The 17,193-nt window shown below is 72.8% G+C and carries 13 protein-coding genes; 12 read left to right on the top strand and 1 reads right to left on the bottom strand.

Annotated elements, in window-relative coordinates:
* The first annotated feature begins 187 nt into the window (after positions 1-187).
* From RM446_RS11355 to RM446_RS11300, 12 genes are all read left to right on the top strand, one after another.
* On the top strand, positions 188-2,269 hold the full coding sequence (locus RM446_RS11355; RefSeq protein ID WP_311545193.1) for a helix-turn-helix transcriptional regulator: 2,082 nt from the start codon (positions 188-190) through the stop codon (positions 2,267-2,269).
* A gap of 229 nt (positions 2,270-2,498) precedes the next feature.
* Positions 2,499-2,687, top strand: coding sequence for a hypothetical protein (locus RM446_RS11350; RefSeq protein WP_311545192.1), 189 nt, complete (start codon positions 2,499-2,501; stop codon positions 2,685-2,687).
* Positions 2,688-2,749: 62 nt separating this feature from the next.
* Entirely contained in the window at positions 2,750-3,082 is a 333-nt protein-coding gene (tatA, locus tag RM446_RS11345; RefSeq protein WP_311545191.1) for a Sec-independent protein translocase subunit TatA, read from the top strand.
* Between the two features lie 161 nt (positions 3,083-3,243).
* Positions 3,244-4,053, top strand: coding sequence for a twin-arginine translocase subunit TatC (tatC, locus tag RM446_RS11340; RefSeq protein ID WP_311545190.1), 810 nt, complete (start codon positions 3,244-3,246; stop codon positions 4,051-4,053).
* 60 nt (positions 4,054-4,113) lie between these two features.
* Positions 4,114-4,530 (top strand): DUF397 domain-containing protein, encoded by a 417-nt coding sequence (locus RM446_RS11335; RefSeq protein ID WP_311545189.1) that lies wholly within the window; start codon positions 4,114-4,116, stop codon positions 4,528-4,530.
* A gap of 123 nt (positions 4,531-4,653) precedes the next feature.
* On the top strand, positions 4,654-7,506 hold the full coding sequence (locus tag RM446_RS11330) for a DEAD/DEAH box helicase (RefSeq protein ID WP_311545188.1): 2,853 nt from the start codon (positions 4,654-4,656) through the stop codon (positions 7,504-7,506).
* A 289-nt stretch (positions 7,507-7,795) separates the two neighbouring features.
* Positions 7,796-8,926 (top strand): glycosyltransferase family 4 protein, encoded by a 1,131-nt coding sequence (locus RM446_RS11325; protein ID WP_311545187.1) that lies wholly within the window; start codon positions 7,796-7,798, stop codon positions 8,924-8,926.
* A 232-nt stretch (positions 8,927-9,158) separates the two neighbouring features.
* On the top strand, positions 9,159-10,337 hold the full coding sequence (locus RM446_RS11320) for an acyl-CoA dehydrogenase family protein (RefSeq protein ID WP_311545186.1): 1,179 nt from the start codon (positions 9,159-9,161) through the stop codon (positions 10,335-10,337).
* 182 nt (positions 10,338-10,519) lie between these two features.
* Positions 10,520-11,752 (top strand): ABC transporter ATP-binding protein, encoded by a 1,233-nt coding sequence (locus RM446_RS11315; RefSeq protein ID WP_311545185.1) that lies wholly within the window; start codon positions 10,520-10,522, stop codon positions 11,750-11,752.
* Positions 11,745-13,052 carry an ABC transporter substrate-binding protein gene (locus RM446_RS11310; protein ID WP_311545184.1) on the top strand — a complete coding sequence of 436 codons (1,308 nt, stop codon included), beginning with the start codon at positions 11,745-11,747 and terminating at the stop codon, positions 13,050-13,052. Before RM446_RS11315 ends, RM446_RS11310 begins: the two co-directional genes overlap by 8 nt.
* An 81-nt stretch (positions 13,053-13,133) precedes the next feature.
* Positions 13,134-14,483 carry an ABC transporter permease subunit gene (locus RM446_RS11305; protein ID WP_311545183.1) on the top strand — a complete coding sequence of 450 codons (1,350 nt, stop codon included), beginning with the start codon at positions 13,134-13,136 and terminating at the stop codon, positions 14,481-14,483.
* On the top strand, positions 14,480-15,406 hold the full coding sequence (locus RM446_RS11300) for a carbohydrate ABC transporter permease (protein WP_311545182.1): 927 nt from the start codon (positions 14,480-14,482) through the stop codon (positions 15,404-15,406). Before RM446_RS11305 ends, RM446_RS11300 begins: the two co-directional genes overlap by 4 nt.
* A gap of 158 nt (positions 15,407-15,564) precedes the next feature.
* Here RM446_RS11300 and RM446_RS11295 read toward each other — a convergent pair whose 3' ends face one another.
* A complete protein-coding gene (locus RM446_RS11295; RefSeq protein ID WP_311545181.1) occupies positions 15,565-16,779 on the bottom strand; it encodes an ABC transporter ATP-binding protein in 1,215 nt (404 codons plus the stop codon).
* Positions 16,780-17,193: the final 414 nt, after the last annotated feature.

Raw genomic sequence — 17,193 nt, 5'->3', positions numbered from 1 at the left:
CACCGCGTTCGGGGGCGCCCGGCCCGTATCGGCCGGGCGCCCCCGCGCCTGCGCCCGGCCCGGCGCGCATCCGGCCGAGCGCAGGCGTGAGGCGGGTTGTGCACGGCGCTCCGCGGACCCCGCGGGCGCGGTACCGTCGTGGCTGACAGGACCGCGGCTGCGGCGCGCGGAAGGTAGGGGGAGGTCCATGTCGCGGAAGAAGACCGAACGGCAGCTCAACCTGGTGATCTGCCTGCTGGCCACCCGGCGCTTCCTGACTGCGCGCGAGATCCGCTCCACGGTGGCCGGCTACGAGGACGCCGAGAGCGACGCCGCCTTCAAGCGGATGTTCGAGCGCGACAAGCGCGAGCTGCGCGACTCCGGCATCCCCGTCGAGACCGGTGGCGGCGACCTGTGGAGCGACGACGAGGGCTACCGCATCCTCCGGTCCCACTACGAGCTCCCCGAGATCGAGCTGCTGGCCGACGAGGCGGCCGTGCTGGGCCTGGCCGCGCGCGCCTGGCGCCACGCCGCACTCGGCGATGCCGCCGCCAACGCGATCCTCAAGCTGCGCGCGGCCGGGGTACCCGTCGACACCGACGCCGCGCCCGCCCTGACGCCGGTGCTGGGCACCGACGAGCCCGCGTTCCTGCCGATCTGGCAGGCGGTGCGCGACCGCCGCCCGGTCTCCTTCGACTACCGCAAGCCCGGCGATCAAGACGCCCGGCGGCGCCGGGTAGAGCCCTGGGGCGTGGTCAACGTCCAGGGCCACTGGTACGTCGCCGGCTTCGACCGCGACCGCGGCGACCGCCGGGTGTTCCGGCTGGGCCGGATCTCCGGCGACGTCGAGATCGCCTCGTCCGGTCCGCCCGTCGAGGTGCCCGACGACGTCGACGTCCGCTCGGTGGTGCGGCGCGGCCGCCCCGGCGAGGCCCTGGGCGCGGCGCGGGTGCGGGTGCGCGCCGACTCCGGCCACGAGCTGCGGCGCGGCGCCCAGCGCATCGTCGCCGGCGAGCACACCGCGGGGGAGCGGCGCTGGGACCTGCTGGACCTGCCCTACACCGACGTCGCCGACCTCGTGGGTGCGGTGGCCCGGTTCGGCGACCGCGCGGTCATCGAGTCGCCCGCCGCGGCCCGCGAGGCCATGGCCGCCCACCTGGCCGAGGTCGCTGCCCGCGACCCCGACCCCCGGGCGGCCGAGTCCGCGGCCGAGCCCGCCCCCGCGGCCGCCGGCCCCCGCCAGTCGGCCTCCTCCGAGCAGCTGCGCCGCCTGCTGATGCTCGTGCCCTACGCCCTCAGCCACGACGTGCGCGTGCCCGAGGTCGCCGCCCATTTCGGACTGAGCCAGCGCCAGGTGCTCAAGGATCTGAGCCTGCTGTGGATGTGCGGCCTGCCCGGCTACACCCCCGGCGACCTGATCGACGTCGACCTTGAGGCCGCCGAGGCCACCGGCGAGATCATCATCGGCAACGCCGACACCCTGGCCCAGCCGCTGCGGCTGACCGCCGACGAGGCCGCCAGCCTGGTCATCGGCGTCGACCTGCTGGCCGAGCTGCCCGGCGTCGCCGACAGCGAGGCCCTCAAGCGCGTCGGCGAGAAGCTGCGGGCCGCCGCTGCGGGCCCGCCCGGCGCGGGCGGGGCCGCGGACGCGCCGGGGGCCGCCGGTACCGCTCCCGACGACCGCGGTCACGACTCGCTGGAGCGCCTGGCCGGGTCGGTGGGCGTGCGCATCGAGCTGAGCGAGGAGGTGCGCGAGGTCCAGCGCCGCTGCGACGAGGCGCTGCGCGCCGGGCAGCTGGTCCACCTGCGCTACCTGGCGGGCTACGCCGACGAGGTGACCGAGCGCGACGTCGACCCTATGGGCCTGGTGGTGCACGACGGTCACGCGTTCCTCGAGGGCTGGTGCCGGCTGCGCGGCGACGTGCGCCTGTTCCGCCTGGACCGCGTGCTGGACCTGACCGTGCTGCCCGAGGGGGCGCGGGTGCCTGCGCGGGCGCGGCGCCGCGACCTCAGCGAGGGCGTGCTCCAGCTGTCCGCCGACGACGCCCGCGTCACGCTTGAGCTGGAGCCCTCGGAGCGCTGGGTCACCGAGGAGTACCTGTGCTCGTCGGTGCACGAACTCCACGGGGGCCGGGTGCGGGCGGTGCTGCGCACCCCGGCGCCGGAGTGGGTGTGCCGGCTGGCGCTGCGGCTGGGCCCCCGGGGGCGCGTGGTGGCCCCCGTCGAGCTCGCCGAACGGGTGCGCGAAGAAGCGCGGCGGGCCCTCGCCGCCTACGGTCCGGGCGAGTGACACGCCGCCGGCCTCCCCGCGGGCCCGCCGGCCGGGGGACGCGTCCGACGGCGCGCCCGGATGCTTTCGGGCCGCGGGACGGGAGCCTAGGATGACAGCGGTCGGATTCCCGGCGTTCTGCCGGGCCCGCGGGCGCTGTAAGCTGCCCCCGGCCGCGGGTCGGGCGCCGCTCCGTCCGGTTCATCGCACGTCCATCCCCATCGTGCCGTACAAGCAGTAAGCTGGAGCCGTGTTCGTGTTCGCCGTGCTGGCCGCGCTGACCCTGGTCGGGCTGATCCTGGTGGGCGTCCTCGCCCTGAGGATGCTCGTCCAGCTGCGTCGGCTCCGGTCACAGCTCGCGCGGACCCGCGACGATGTCGAACCGGCATACGAGAGGCTGCGCGCCCTCACCGGGCGCGGGCGGGTGGACGCCCCATGACCCCGACACAGGCGGGGCGTACCATCGATGGCGCAGGCGGCGCCGGGAAAAGAGGTTGAGACATGGGTTTCGATGCCCGCACTTTGCTCATTCTGCTGCTTATCGCGCTGGTGCTGTTCGGCGCGCGGCGGCTTCCCGACCTGGCGCGGTCCCTCGGCCGCAGTGCCCGGATCCTCAAATCCGAGACCAAGGGCCTCACCGACGAGGAGACCGACGACAAGGAGAAGCCGGACGAGCAGGCCCAGGCCCGCCAGGGTGACGACTCCCGCGCCCAGGCCGGTACCGACGGCCAGCAGCCGCAGCAGGACGGCCGCACAGGATACCCGGAGCTTCCGGCGGGCCAGCAGGTCGTCAACGAGAACGGCGAGCCCGTCCGCCGCAGCCACGGCGGCTAGAGTTCGGGGCGGCGCCCAGGGGCCTCCGCCGGCGGAGGCGGTGCCGCGCGGTCGGCGCAACGGTGCGCCGACCGGAGTGTGAGTCAGGTCGGGTTCTAGGAGCGTAGCGGGCAATGCAGGTGGGTCGAGCAGGGCGGCGGCAGAGAGACCCCGAAGGCCGCATGCCGCTGATGGATCACCTGCGCGAGCTGCGCAACCGCCTGGTCAAGGCGATGCTGTTCATCGCCGCGGGCACCGTGGTGGGCTACGTGGTCCACGATCCGGTCTGGGCCTGGCTCAACGAGCCCTACTGCTCCCTGCCGGCCGAGGTGCGCGGCGGCGAGCAGGGTTGCGACCTCGTCTTCACCGGCGTGTTCGACCCGTTCTTCGTCGCGTTCCGCGTCTGGCTGATCGTGGGGTTGGCGGTCTCCTGCCCGTTCTGGCTCTACCAGCTGTGGGCCTTCGTCGCCCCCGCGCTCAACGGCCGGGAGAGGCGCTACACCTACGTGTTCGTGCCCCTGGCCGCGGTGCTGTTCGTGTCCGGCGCGACCCTCGCCTACTACATCACCGGCATCGCGATGTCCGTCCTGTTCGGCTTCGCGCCCGAAGACGTGATGCCGATGATCACCATCACCAACTACCTGGGTTACATGACCCTGATGATGGTGGTGTTCGGGCTGGGGTTCGTGACCCCGCTGCTGGTGGCCCTGCTGAACCTGATGGGCGTCGTCACCCACGAGGCGCTGGCGCGCTCCCGCCGGATGATCCTCTTCGGCATCTTCGTGCTCTCCGCGGTCGTCACCCCCGCCGAGCCGCTGTCGATGCTGGCGCTGGCCATCCCCCTCATCCTGCTCTTCGAGGCCGCCGAGCTGTTCTGCTTCGTCAACGACCGGCGCCGGCGTACGAACGACGACCTGGCGGGGCTCGACGACGACGAGATCTCCCCGCTGGATGACGCGGAGTCCGCGGCCGACGCCGAACCGAAGCGCTAGTCTCGGATACGCCGATCCCCGACCAGCGGGGTGCATCCGACGCGGCCGAGGAGCAGTCTGATGGACGACGCCACGCCCACCCCCCGGGACCTGCCGCCCGAGGCGAAGGGCAACTCCAAGTGGCACGACACCACCCACGCCGTCTGGAAACGCTCCTCCCTCTCGCGCGAGGACTCCTCGGCCGTCGTCGAGGTCGCCGAGTTCGACGACGGCTACCGGGCGGTGCGCGACGGCAAGCACCCCGAGAAGGGCACCCTGTTCTTCACCCCCGCCGAGTGGGAGGCGTTCGTGCTGGGCGCCAAGGACGGCGAGTTCGACATCCCCGAGGAGTACCTCACCGCTGAGGAGGCCGCCATCCAGCGCGGCGAGGTCCCGGTGACCGCTGTGGTCGCGCCCGGCTCGCCCGGCGCCGAGCAGGCCCCGGAGGGCGAGGACCGCGGCCGCGAGGACCGCGACGGCGGTGCCGCGGCGGGCTGACGCGCACCCGCTCCGCCGCCGGATCCGGTCCGCTCGAGCCCGCCCGATCCCGCTCGCCACTGCGGCGGCGCCGCGCTGCGCCACGTGCGCCTCACCCGCCGCAACGCCATAGGCTTGGTGGATATGAGTACCCACGCCGCGCGGTACGCCGCCTTCCGTCGGCGCCAAGCCGAATCCAGCGCCGCCATCGAGGAGTTCCAGGGGCTCTACGGCTTCGAGTTCGACCGCTTCCAGCTCCGCGCCTGCAAGGCGCTGGAGGCGGGGGACGGGGTGCTGGTGGCAGCGCCCACCGGATCGGGCAAGACCGTCGTGGGCGAGTACGCCGTGCACCTGGCGCTGCGCGACGGCGCCAAGTGCTTCTACACCACCCCCATCAAGGCGCTGTCCAACCAGAAGTACACCGACCTGGTGCGCCGCTACGGGGCGGAACGCGTGGGCCTGCTCACCGGCGACAACACGGTCAACGGCGAGGCGCCCATCGTGGTCATGACCACCGAGGTGCTGCGCAACATGCTCTACGCCGGCTCGCACACCCTCGGGGGCCTGGCGTATGTGGTCATGGACGAGGTGCACTACCTCGCCGACCGGTTCCGCGGCGCCGTGTGGGAGGAGGTCATCATCCACCTCCCCGAGTCGGTACGGGTGGTGGCGCTGTCGGCCACCGTCAGCAACGCCGAGGAGTTCGGCGAGTGGATGCAGCAGGTGCGCGGCGAGACCACCGTCATCGTCGACGAGAAGCGCCCGGTGCCGCTGTGGCAGCACGTCATGGCCGGCAAGCGGATCCACGACCTGTTCGTGCCGGTCGACGAGGCCGCGGACGGGCAGGGAGGCGAGGACGGGCAGGGGCCGGGCCGGGGCGGCAAGCGCACCCGCAAGCGCGACCGCAAGGCCGACTCCCGCCCCGCCGAGATCATGGTCAACGGCGAGCGGATGGCGGTGAATCCGCGGCTGATCCGCCTCGCCCAGGAGGAGGACCGCATCACCCAGCTCGCGCACCGCCGGCGCCATCCCCAGGCCCGGGCGCGCACCTCCGCGCGGCCGCGCGCCAAGTACGCGCCGCCGAGCCGGGTGCAGATCATCGACGAGCTCGACCGCGAGGGCCTGCTGCCCGCGATCGTGTTCGTCTTCAGCCGCGCCGGCTGCGACGACGCCGTGCGCCAGTGCATGTACTCCGGCCTGGCCCTGACCACCGAGGAAGAGGCGGCGGAGATCCGCGCCTACGCTGAGCGCCAGTGCGCCGACATCCCCGCCGCCGACCTGCGGGTGCTGGGATACGACGAATGGCTGCGCGCCCTGGAGCACGGCGTGGCCGCCCACCACGCGGGCATGCTGCCGACCTTCAAGGAGGTCGTGGAGACGCTGTTCTCCCGCGGCCTCATCCGCGCGGTCTTCGCGACCGAGACCCTGGCGCTGGGTATCAACATGCCGGCGCGCACCGTGGTCATCGAGAAGCTGGACAAGTGGAACGGCGAGACCCACGCTCCACTGACGGCGGGCGAGTACACCCAGCTGACCGGGCGGGCCGGGCGGCGCGGCATCGACGTCGAGGGCCACGCCGTGGTCATCTGGCAGCCCGGCACCGACCCCGAGTCCGTCGCCGGCCTGGCCAGCACCCGCACCTACCCGCTGAACTCCAGCTTCCAGCCGTCCTACAACATGGCGGTCAACCTCGTGGGCCAGGTGGGCCGCGAGCGCAGCCGCACCATGCTGGAGGCCTCCTTCGCCCAGTTCCAGGCCGACCGGGCGGTCGTGGGCCTGACCCGGCAGCTGCGCAAGCAGGAGGAGGCACTTGAGGGCTACGCGCAGGCGGCACAGTGCCACCTGGGCGACTTCATGGAGTACGCGGGGATGCGGCGCGAGCTCAGCGACCGCGAGAACCAGGCGGCCAAGAGCCGCAGCGCGCGCCGCCGCGACGAGGCGGTGCGCAGTCTGGAGCGGCTGCGCGCCGGCGACATCATCCGGGTCCCCTCGGGGCGCCACACGGGCTTCGCGGTCGTGCTCGACCCGGGCCTGCGCGGCGACGTGCCCGCGCCCCTGGTGCTGACGACCAAGCGCCAGGTCAAGCGGGTCAACGCCGCGGACTTCCCGGTTCCGGTGGAGCCGGCCGGGCGGCTGCGCATCCCCAAGAACTTCTCGGCCCGCTCGGCGCAGTCGCGCACCGACCTGGCGTCCTCGCTGCGCAACAAGCTCGACGAGACCGGCGGCGTCGACCCCGGCAAGCAGGGGCGCCGCGGCGACGACACCGAGGACCCCGAGATCACCCGCCTGCGCCGGGAGCTGCGGCAGCATCCGTGCCACGGCTGCGACGACCGCGAGGACCACGCCCGCTGGGCCGAGCGGTACTTCCGGCTGCGCAAGGAGACCGATTCGCTGCGCCGCCGGGTCGAGGGGCGCTCGCACGTCATCGCCCGGACCTTCGACCGGGTCTGCGGCGTGCTGGACACCCTGGAGTACCTCGACGGCGACACGGTCACCGACGAGGGCTCCCGCCTGGCCAAGGTCTACTCCGAGCTCGACCTGCTCGTCTCGGAGTGCCTGCGCCGAGGGCTGTGGGAGGACCTCGACCCCCAGGACCTTGCCACGTGCGTCGCCTCGCTGGTCTACGAGTCGCGGCGCAACGACGATCCGTTCCCGCGGGTGCCCGACGGCCCGCCCGCGGCGGTGCTGGAGGAGATGGAGCGGCTCTGGGGCGAGCTGCACGAGGTCGAGCGCGACAACGGCGTGGCGTTCCTGCGCCGGCCCGATCTCGGGTTCGTGTGGACCACCCACCGCTGGGCGCGGGGCGACCGGCTCGACCGCATCCTCGGCGAGGCCGAGATGCCCGCCGGCGACTTCGTGCGCACGACCAAGCAGCTGGTCGACATGCTCGGCCAGATCGCCGGAGCCGCCCCCGAGGACAGCGGCGTCCGCCGCAGCGCCCGCCGCGCCGTGGACCTGGTCCGCCGCGGCGTGGTCGCCTTCTCGTCGGTGGGCTGACCCCCTCCGCGGTTCGGCGCGCCCGGCCGCACCGGGGCGGGCGAAGGCGGTCGGCGTGCGAGGTGCCGGCGTGTGCCCCGTCACGGTTCGCACGTCCCCTCGCGGGCGCCGGTGCGCGAGCGGCACAATGGCGGTGTCGGCTGTCCGGGGGCGGACGGCGCGGGGGCGCCGGTTCCTTCGACGCGAGCGCTGCGGCTGGCGCGAGCGGCGCCGCGGTCGTCCGCGGCCGGTGCGGCTGCTGCCGCAGCCGAGGAACTCGACGGCCATCGAGCCGTTGCCATGACGAGCTATGCGGGGGTCCACCATGGCGGCGCGCACGCTGCTGGTCACCAACGACTTTCCCGGCCGCGGGGGCGGGTTCGAGACGTTCGGGAGCCGGCTGGCCCGGCACCTGGCCGGGCGCGACGGCATGGGCGTCGTCGTGCACACCGTCTCGTCGGGCACCGGCGGGTTCGACGACCACCAGGACTATCCGATCGAGCGCGACGCCGGTCCGCGGCTGCTGCCGACGCGGCGCACGGCGCGGCGCGTGGCGGCGCTGATGCGCGGCTACGGCTGCGACCGGGTACTGCTGGCCGAAGCCGGGCTGGGGCTGATGGCGCCGACCGTTCGCGCGGCCGCCGACGGGGAGGTGGTGGCCTCCACGCGCGGCGCCGGTGCCTGGGGCCCGGCCGCGCGGCCGATCCTGCGCCGCATCGCCGCGGGAGCCGACGTGCTCGCCTGCCCGAACGAGGACGCCCGCAGACGGGTGGAGAAAGTGCTGGCGCCCGACTCGCGGGTGCGGCTGGTGCGCCTGGCCGAAGGCGTCGACACCGGGTTCTTCCGTCCCGGCGGGGACGGGGCGCCGCTGCGGAGGGAGCACGGGCTCGGGGAGGGGCCCGTGATCCTGTGCGCGGCCCGTCTGGTGCGCGACAGCGGAGCCGACAGCCTGGTGAGGGCCATGACCTGGCTGCGGGTGCGCTTTCCCGGAGTGCGGCTGCTGGTGGCAGGGGAGGGCCCGGACCTGCGGCGGCTGCGCGAACTGGCCGCCTGGGCGGGGGTCGAGCGGCAGGTGGTCTTCGCCGGGCCCTTCACCCGGGCCGAGCTGCCCGCACTCCATGCCGCAGCGGACGTCTTCGCGCTACCGTGTCGGACCGATTCGGGCCGCCGGAACGCCGATGCGGGGGCGCGGCTGCTGGAGGCCGCGGCCTGCGGCCGGCCGGTGGTCGTCGGCCGGGCGGCGGCGGGCGAGCGGGTGCGCCACGGCGAGACCGGCTACGTGGTCGACGGCGCCGACGCGCGCGCGGTCGCCGGGAAGCTGTCGCTGCTGCTGGCCGACCCCGACACGGCCCGCGCGATGGGCGAGCGGGGCCGCGACCGGGTATGCCGGGAGTGGACGTGGGAGCGGATGCTGGCCCGGCTGGAGACGATCGCCGACTAGACCACGGGGCCCGGAGTGGCCCGCCGATCTTGTAGCTGTCGTGAAGGAAAGCGATTTCCATGTGCGATGGCTACAAGATCGGCGGTGATTGCCGACTCCGCTCGGCGTGGCGGCCGCTTCCCCAGGCGCCGTGTCGGCGGCTCGCTATATAGTAGGTCATCCTAGTAATAATTAGGATGTCCGACTAGTTCGCGGCGGCGATCCCGCCCGACGACTCCAGGGGAGCGAAGGCATGGCCCACGAGCCCGTCCTGCCCACACCCGAGGCCGCAGACCTGCTGGACCTGGTCCGAGACATCGCCGACAAGGAGCTGGCCTCCCGCGCCGCCCGCGACGAGGAGCGGGGCGCCTTCCCCCGGGACGCCTTCGACCTGCTGGGCGACGCCGGGCTGCTGGGCCTGCCTTACCCCGCCGCCTACGGAGGCGGCGAGCAGCCCTACGAGGTGTACCTGCAGGTCGTCGAGGAACTGGCCGCCCGCTGGCTGGCCGTGGGGCTGGGCCTGAGCGTGCACACGCTGTCCTGCTTTCCGCTGGCCCGCTACGGAACCGAGGAGCAGCGCGCCGGGCTGCTGCCCCGGATGATCGGCGGCGGACGGCTGGGCGCATACTGCCTGTCCGAAACCCAGTCCGGCTCCGACGCCGCCGCCATGACCACCCGCGCCCGCCGCGAGGACGGGGACGGGGGCTACACCGTCGAGGGCGCCAAGGCCTGGATCACCCACGGCGGGGTCGCCGACTTCTACACCGTCTTCGCCCGCACCGGCGAGCCCGGCTCGGGCGCCCGCGGGATCAGCTGCTTCCACGTGCCCGCCGACACGCCGGGCGTCCAGGCCGACCCGCCCGAGCGCAAGATGGGCATGGCCTCCTCGCCCACCGCGGTCGTACGCTTCGACGGCGCGCGCACCGAGCAGCGCATCGGCGACGAGGGCCAGGGGTTCGCCATCGCGCTGGCGGCGCTGGACTCCGGGCGGCTGGGCATCGCCGCCTGCGCCGTCGGCGTGGCGCAGGCGGCCCTGGACCTGGCCGTGGCCCACTCCCGCGCCCGCCGCCAGTTCGACCGGCCGATCGGCGACTTCCAGGGCGTGTCGTTCATGCTCGCCGACATGGCCACCGGTGTCGAGGCGGCGCGGCAGCTCTACCTCGCCGCCGCGCGGCGCCGCGACGCGGGTCTGCCCTTCGGCACCCGTGCCGCCATGGCAAAGCTCTTCGCCACCGACACCGCGATGCGCGTCACCACCGACGCCGTCCAGGTCCTCGGCGGCTCGGGCTACACCCGCGACGTGCCCGCCGAACGGCTGATGCGCGAAGCCAAGGTACTGCAGATCGTTGAGGGCACGAACCAGGTCCAGCGCATGGTGATCGGCCGCGACCTCGCCCGGTCCGCCGACGCGTCGGCACGTCCCCGGCGGTAGCGGATACAGCTTTGTAACAGGGCGATCTTGGCCCCTGGGCAGCCGCGACATCGCCTGATACAAGAGTTGCCAGTGCTGCTGCGGCACGGGTCAAAAACCCGCATGACGCAGACCGGCCTCACACCGCGGTCGACAACTGCCGGCCGCGGCGTGTCCGAACGGCGCGGTACACGGAGGAGAATATGGCGCAGGTCCGACTGTCCGGCATCGGCAAGACCTATCCGGACGGGACGAGCGCGGTGGCGGGGCTCGACCTCGACATCGCAGAGGGCGAGTTCCTGGTGCTGGTGGGGCCCTCGGGCTGTGGCAAGACGACGGCGCTGCGCATGGTCGCCGGCCTGGAGGAGATCACCTCGGGCACGCTGACCATCGGCGAGCGCGTCGTCAACCGCACACCCGCCCGCGACCGGGACGTGGCCATGGTTTTCCAGAGCTACGCCCTCTACCCCCACCTCTCGGTGCGGGACAACATCGCCTTCGGGCTGCAGCTGCGCAAGCTCCCCAAGCGCGAGATCAAGCAGCGCGTGGAGGCCGTCGCCGAGACGCTCGGCCTGACCGAGCACCTCGACCGCCGTCCCCGCAACCTCTCCGGCGGCCAGCGCCAGCGGGTTGCCATGGGCCGGGCGATCGTGCGCCAGCCGCAGGCCTTCCTGATGGACGAGCCGCTGAGCAACCTCGACGCCAAGCTGCGTGTGCAGATGCGCGCCGAGATCTCCCGCCTCCAGCGCGACCTGGGTGTGACCACGGTCTACGTCACCCACGACCAGGTCGAGGCGATGACCCTGGGCGACCGGGTGGCCGTTCTGAAAAAGGGCGTCCTGCAGCAGGTCGCACCGCCCCAGGAGCTGTACAACCGCCCGGCCAACCTGTTCGTCGCCGGCTTCATCGGGTCGCCGTCGATGAACCTCTTCCAGGCCCGTATCGAGGCCGACGGACCGGGGGCCCGCCTGGAGCTGGGCGGGCAGCGGCTCGCCGTGCCCGGGGCGCTGCTAAACGAGCGCCCTCACCTGCGCGACTACCTGGGCGGCGAGATCGCCGTGGGCATCCGACCCGAGGACATGGACGACGCCGACCTCGGCGGCGCGGACGGGGGCGCGGTCCTGACCTCGACCACCGATCTCGTCGAGGCTCTCGGCGCCGAACTGCTGGTGCACTTCCGGCTGTCGGCGCCGCCGGTGGTCACCGAGGACACCAAGGAACTCGCCCGGGACGCCGGCGCCGACCAGGTCGACGCGGACGCTCCGGACACCGACACCATCGCCCGGTTCAGCCCCCGCTCGCAGACCGCACCCGGAGACCCGGTGCGGGTGCGGGTGGACACCGGGCGGCTGTATTTCTTCGACCCCGCCACGGGAGACGGCATCTGGGGCGAGCCGGCTTCCGCCACTCAGCCGAAGGAGGGAACACATGCGTGAGTACATGTGGAGGGGGCGCGGCGCGCTCGCGGTGACTGCGGCCGGTGCCCTGGTCGCAGCGAGCGCCTGCAGTCCCGGATCGACGGAGCCCGGCGGCGCCGGCGACCTGGCCGGCGTGGAGCTGCTGGTGGCGGCCAAGTGGACCGGCGTGGAGCAGGAGAACTTCACCGAGGTGCTGGCCGGGTTCGAGGAGGAGACGGGCGCGACCGTCACCTACGAGTCCACCGGCGAGGACACCGGGGCCTACCTCGGCCCCAAGATCGAGGCCGACGAACCGCCGGACGTGGCCGTCCTGCCCCAGCCCGGCCTGGTCCGGGAGTACGCCGCCCAGGACGCCCTCGTGCCGCTGTCGGGTGACGCGGCCTCGGCGCTGGAGAACAACTACACCGGCTACTGGCGCGACCTGGGCTCGGTCGACGGCGACGCCTACGGCGTGCTGCTCAAGGCCGCGCACAAGTCGATCATCTGGTACCGGCCCGACGCCTTCGACCAGGCGGGCGTGAGCCCGCCCGAGACCTGGGACGCCCTCACCGGCACCACCGCCGGCACGCTCTCCGACGCCGGGATCACGCCCTTCGCCATGTGCGGCGCCTCGGGCTGGACGCTGACCGACTGGTTCGAGAACGTCTATCTGTCCCAGGCCGGCCCCGAGAAGTACGACCAGCTGGTGGCCCACGAGATCCCCTGGACCGACGACAGCGTCGTGCAGACCCTGGAGACCCTCGCCGACGTGTGGGGGAAGAAGGACTGGATGGCCGGCGGCACCGAAGGCGCGGTGCAGACCGACTTCCCGACCTGCGTGTCGCAGGTCTACGGCCAAGAGCAGGCCGCCATGGTCTACGAGGCCGACTTCGTGGCCGCCAGCGCCCAGGAGGCCGGGGCCACCGTCGGCGAGACCGCGCAGGCGTTCCCCTTCCCGGCCGTGGGCGACGACGCCCCGGTCGTGGTCGGCGGCGACATCGCCGTGGCCATGAGCGAGGCCGAGGGCGTCCAGCAGCTGATGGCCTACCTCGCCTCGCCGGATGCCCAGACCACCTGGGCCGGTCTGGGCGGCTACCTCTCGGCCAACTCCAAGGTGGAGGCCGACGCCTACCCCGACGAGTTCACCCAGACCCTGGCCCAGACCATCCTGGAGGCCGGCGACGACGTCCGCTACGACCTCTCCGACCAGGTGCCCAGCCAGTTCGGCGCCACCGAGGGCAAGGGGATGTGGGCGGTCCTGCAGGACTACCTGCGCGACCCCGCCGATCCCGAGGCGGCGGCCGAGAAGCTCGAACAGGCCGCCTCGAAGGCGGAGTAGCCCCATGACGACGGCCACGACAACGAGTACGCCGGTGCCGCCGCGCGAGCGGCGGCCCGGCGGGAAAGGCGGCCGCCTGCGATGACCGCCGACACCGACGGCCCCGCCCCCGCTGCGGAGCGCGCCGGCGGCCCCGCCCCCCGGCGGGGCCGCCTCGGCCCGCCGCCCTGGCTGGCCCTCTTCTTCCTGCTGCCCGCGCTGCTGTTCCTGGGCATCTACGTCGTCTACCCGATCCTGTTCTCGGTCTACCGCAGCCTGTGGGACGCCCCGGGCACCGAGTTCGTCGGGCTGGACAACTACGCGCGCATGTTCACCCGCGCCGACACTTTCATCGCCCTGCGCAACAACGTCGTCTGGATCGCGGTCGCCCCGGCCGTGGTGACGGTGGCCGGCCTCGTCTTCGCGGTGCTGACCGAGCGCATCCGCTGGGCGACGGCCTTCAAGATCGTCGTATTCATGCCGATGGCGATCTCCTTCCTCGCCTCCGGCGTGATCTTCCGGCTCGTCTACGAGCAGGACCCCGACCGGGGCCTGGCCAACGCGGTCATCACCACCGTCCAGGACACCGTCGCACCGACCGGCGCCTACCCCGGCGCCAACCCGCGCGAGGGCGTGCCGCTGGAGGAGACCCCGCAGGGCGGCTACCGGCTCGCCGAGCCGGTCGCCCCCGGAGACACGGTCACGATCCCGCTGGTGGGCGTCAACAGCGACGAGCTGGCGAGCGGCACCGAGCACGCCGCCCGGCCGCAGGCCGACCCGGACGGGGTCGCCGGCACGGTCTGGGTGGACTTCACCCGCGGAGGCGGCGGCCGGGAGGGGGAGATCGACGCCACCGAGACCGGCCTGCCCGCACTGCGTGTGGAGGCCGTGCGCGACGGCGAAGCGGTCGCGACCGCCACCACCGCGGAGGACGGCACCTTCATGCTGACCGGGCTGGAGGGCGGCGGTTACACGCTGCGGCTGGCCGCCTCCAACTTCTCCGAGCCCTACAACGGGCTGACATGGCTGGGGCCCACCCTCATCACCCCCTCCATCATCGCCGCCTACCTGTGGGTGTGGGCGGGCTTCGCCATGGTGCTGATCGCCGCCGGGCTCTCGGCCATCCCGCGGGAGGCGCTGGAGGCCGCCCGGGTCGACGGGGCCACCGAGTGGCAGGTGTTCCGGCGCGTGACGGTCCCGCTGCTCTCACCGGTGCTCATGGTGGTCTTCGTGACCCTGATGATCTATGTCCTGAAGATCTTCGACCTGGTGTTCGTGATCGCACCGGGCTCGGTGCGCGCCGACGCCAACGTCCTGGCGCTGGAGATGTGGCAGGTCTCCTTCGGCATCAACGACCAGGGGCTGGGCAGCGCGCTGGCGGTCTTCCTGCTCCTGCTGGTCGTGCCCGCGATGGTCTTCCAGATCCGACGGTTCCGCCGGGAGGACTCATGAGCACACGAGAGGTGGAGCCGAACGGGCCGGACGCGGGATCGGCACCGGCCGATCCGAGCGAGGGTGCGCCGCGCCGGTCGGTGGCCGCGCGGCTGGTTGCCCGCACGGGTTCCGGCGCGGTGCAGGTGATGCTGATCCTCATCGCCCTGTTCTGGCTGGTACCGACCCTGGGGCTGCTGTTCTCCAGCCTGCGCTCGCCCCAGGACAACGCGGCCTCGGGTTGGTGGGCGGTGCTCACCCGGCCCTCCCAGCTGACCTTGCAGAACTACGCCGAGCTGCTGGACAACCCCGACTTCGTCGCGTCCTTCGCCAACACGGTGCTGATCACGGTGCCCTCGACCGTGCTCATCGTGGTGGTGGCCTCGCTGGCCGCCTACGCGTTCGCATGGCTGGAGTTCCCCGGACGCGACTGGCTGTTCCTGGCCGTGGTGGGCCTGCTCGTGGTGCCGCTCCAGGTGGCGCTGGTGCCCATCTCCAGCCTCTACGGGGGTACCCCGCTCTACGGGTCGATCCCGGCGGTGGTGCTGTTCCACGTGGGATTCGGGCTGCCGTTCGGCATCTTCCTGCTGCGCAACTTCTTCGCGGCGATCCCGCGGGACCTGCTGGAGGCGGCGCGCATGGACGGCGGCAAGGAGCTGACCATCTTCCGCCGGGTGATCCTGCCGCTGGGCGGCCCGGCGATCGCCTCGCTGGGGATCTTCCAGTTCCTGTGGGTCTGGAACGACCTGCTGGTGGCCCTGGTCTTCGCCTCGGAGGCCAGCCAGCCCATGACGGTGGCGCTGCAGTCGGAGATGCGCCAGTTCGGCGCCAACATCGACGTGATCTCCGCCGGGGCGTTCCTGTCGATGGTCGTGCCGCTGCTGGTGTTCTTCGCCTTCCAGCGGTACTTCGTGCAGGGTGTGATGGCCGGCGCGGTGAAGTGAGTCGCCCGCCCGCCTGAGCGGCGCGGCGGTGCGCAGGCCGACGGGCCCCGGAACAGAACACGTTCCGGGGCCCGTCGACTGCTGCGGGCCCGCGCCGGACACGACTGGCGAGCGCGGCGTCCGGCGGGAGGGGAGCGGGGCCCGCCGTCAAGGGCCGGCTAGGCGGGCTGGCCGATGGCCAGGCCGCTGTCCTTGTCGAAGTAGTGCATCTGGGAGGTGTCGACCGCCAGGGTGATCGTTCCGCCGGGGCGCACCGAGCTGCGCGGGCTCACGCGGGCGGTGAACTGCGACTTGTCGCCGCTCAGCGGCAGTGCTGCCTCTTCGCCGGCCTCGTCGCCGGCGGCGTCGGCGGCCAGCGCGGCGGCCTCCTCGTGGCGGACCGGAGGGGCGTTGACCGAGAAGATCACGTTGATCTCGGTGCCCAGCTCCTCGGTCACGTCGGCGACGGCCTCCATGGTGGCGCTGGTGCCGTTGCCGGCGATCGCGGCGTCCTCGTAGTCGGAGGGCCGGATGCCCAGGATGATCTGCTTGCCCATGTAGTCGCGCAGGCCCGGGCGGGCGTCGACGACGGCGCCGGGCACCGCGAGGGTCTGGTCGGCGAACTTCAGCAGCGCGCCGGATCCGTCCTTCTGCAGCTCGGCGTTGACGAAGTTCATGGCGGGGGAGCCGATGAAGCCGGCGACGAACAGGTTGGCCGGGCGGTCGAACAGGTTCTTGGGTGTGTCGACCTGCTGGAGGCGGCCGTCGCGCAGCACCGCGACGCGGTCGCCGAGGGTCATGGCCTCGGTCTGGTCGTGGGTGACGTAGACCGTGGTGACGCCCAGGCGCTCGTGCAGCTGGTTCAGCGAGGCGCGCATCTGCACGCGCAGCTTGGCGTCGAGGTTGGACAGCGGCTCGTCCATCAGGAAGGCCTGCGGCTCGCGGACGATGGCGCGGCCCATGGCGACGCGCTGGCGCTGACCGCCGGAGAGGGCGGCGGGGCGGCGCTTGAGGTAGGACTCCAGGCCGAGCATGGAGGCGGCGTCCTGTACGCGCTTCTGGATCTCCTGCTTGGGGATCTTGCGCAGCTTCAGGCCGAAGGCGAGGTTCTGCTCGACCGTCATGTGCGGGTAGAGCGCGTAGTTCTGGAAGACCATCGCGATGTCGCGGTCCTTGGGCGGGCGGTCGTTGACGACCTCGTCGCCGATGTAGAGGTCGCCGCCGGTGATCTCCTCCAGGCCGGCGATCATCCGCAGGCCGGTGGACTTGCCGCAGCCCGAGGGGCCGACGAGCACCATGAACTCGCCGTCGTTGATTTCCAGGTTCAGGTTGTCGACGGCCTTGACTCCGCCGGAGTACACCTTGTCGACGCCGTCCAGGACGATCTTCGCCATGGGGTAACAGCTCCCGTGTCCGTTGCCCGCTCCGGATTCCGGGAGCAGGCTTCTCACTGTGGTGATCACTCTGTATCGATCCGTTGGCCAATATCGAACACTAGTGGTGCCGATCTGTCGATAGTTCGCGCGGTTTCGATCCGATTGCGTCCAACATGTGAGATGCGCGTGGTGGGCGGAGGTGCCGAGCGAAGGGCGGGGGAGGTGGGCAGTGGTCCGGGAAGGGGGTCGCCGCCCGCACGGGCCGGCTTCGGTCCCGCCAGTCCGCGGGCGCCCGCGTGCACGCATCGCCCGGGCACTCGCGCCCGTGCCCGCGGCGCGCGCTCCGTGCGCGGCGTGCGGGGGAGACGGATGTGCCCGCACATCGGGCGGTCCGGGCATCGTCCCAGTACACAGCGCCGATCAGGGGCCGGT

It is taken from the genome of Streptomonospora wellingtoniae (assembly GCF_031845375.1).
Taxonomy (GTDB): domain Bacteria; phylum Actinomycetota; class Actinomycetes; order Streptosporangiales; family Streptosporangiaceae; genus Streptomonospora; species Streptomonospora wellingtoniae.
This window is presented reverse-complemented; position numbering and strand designations above follow the sequence as displayed.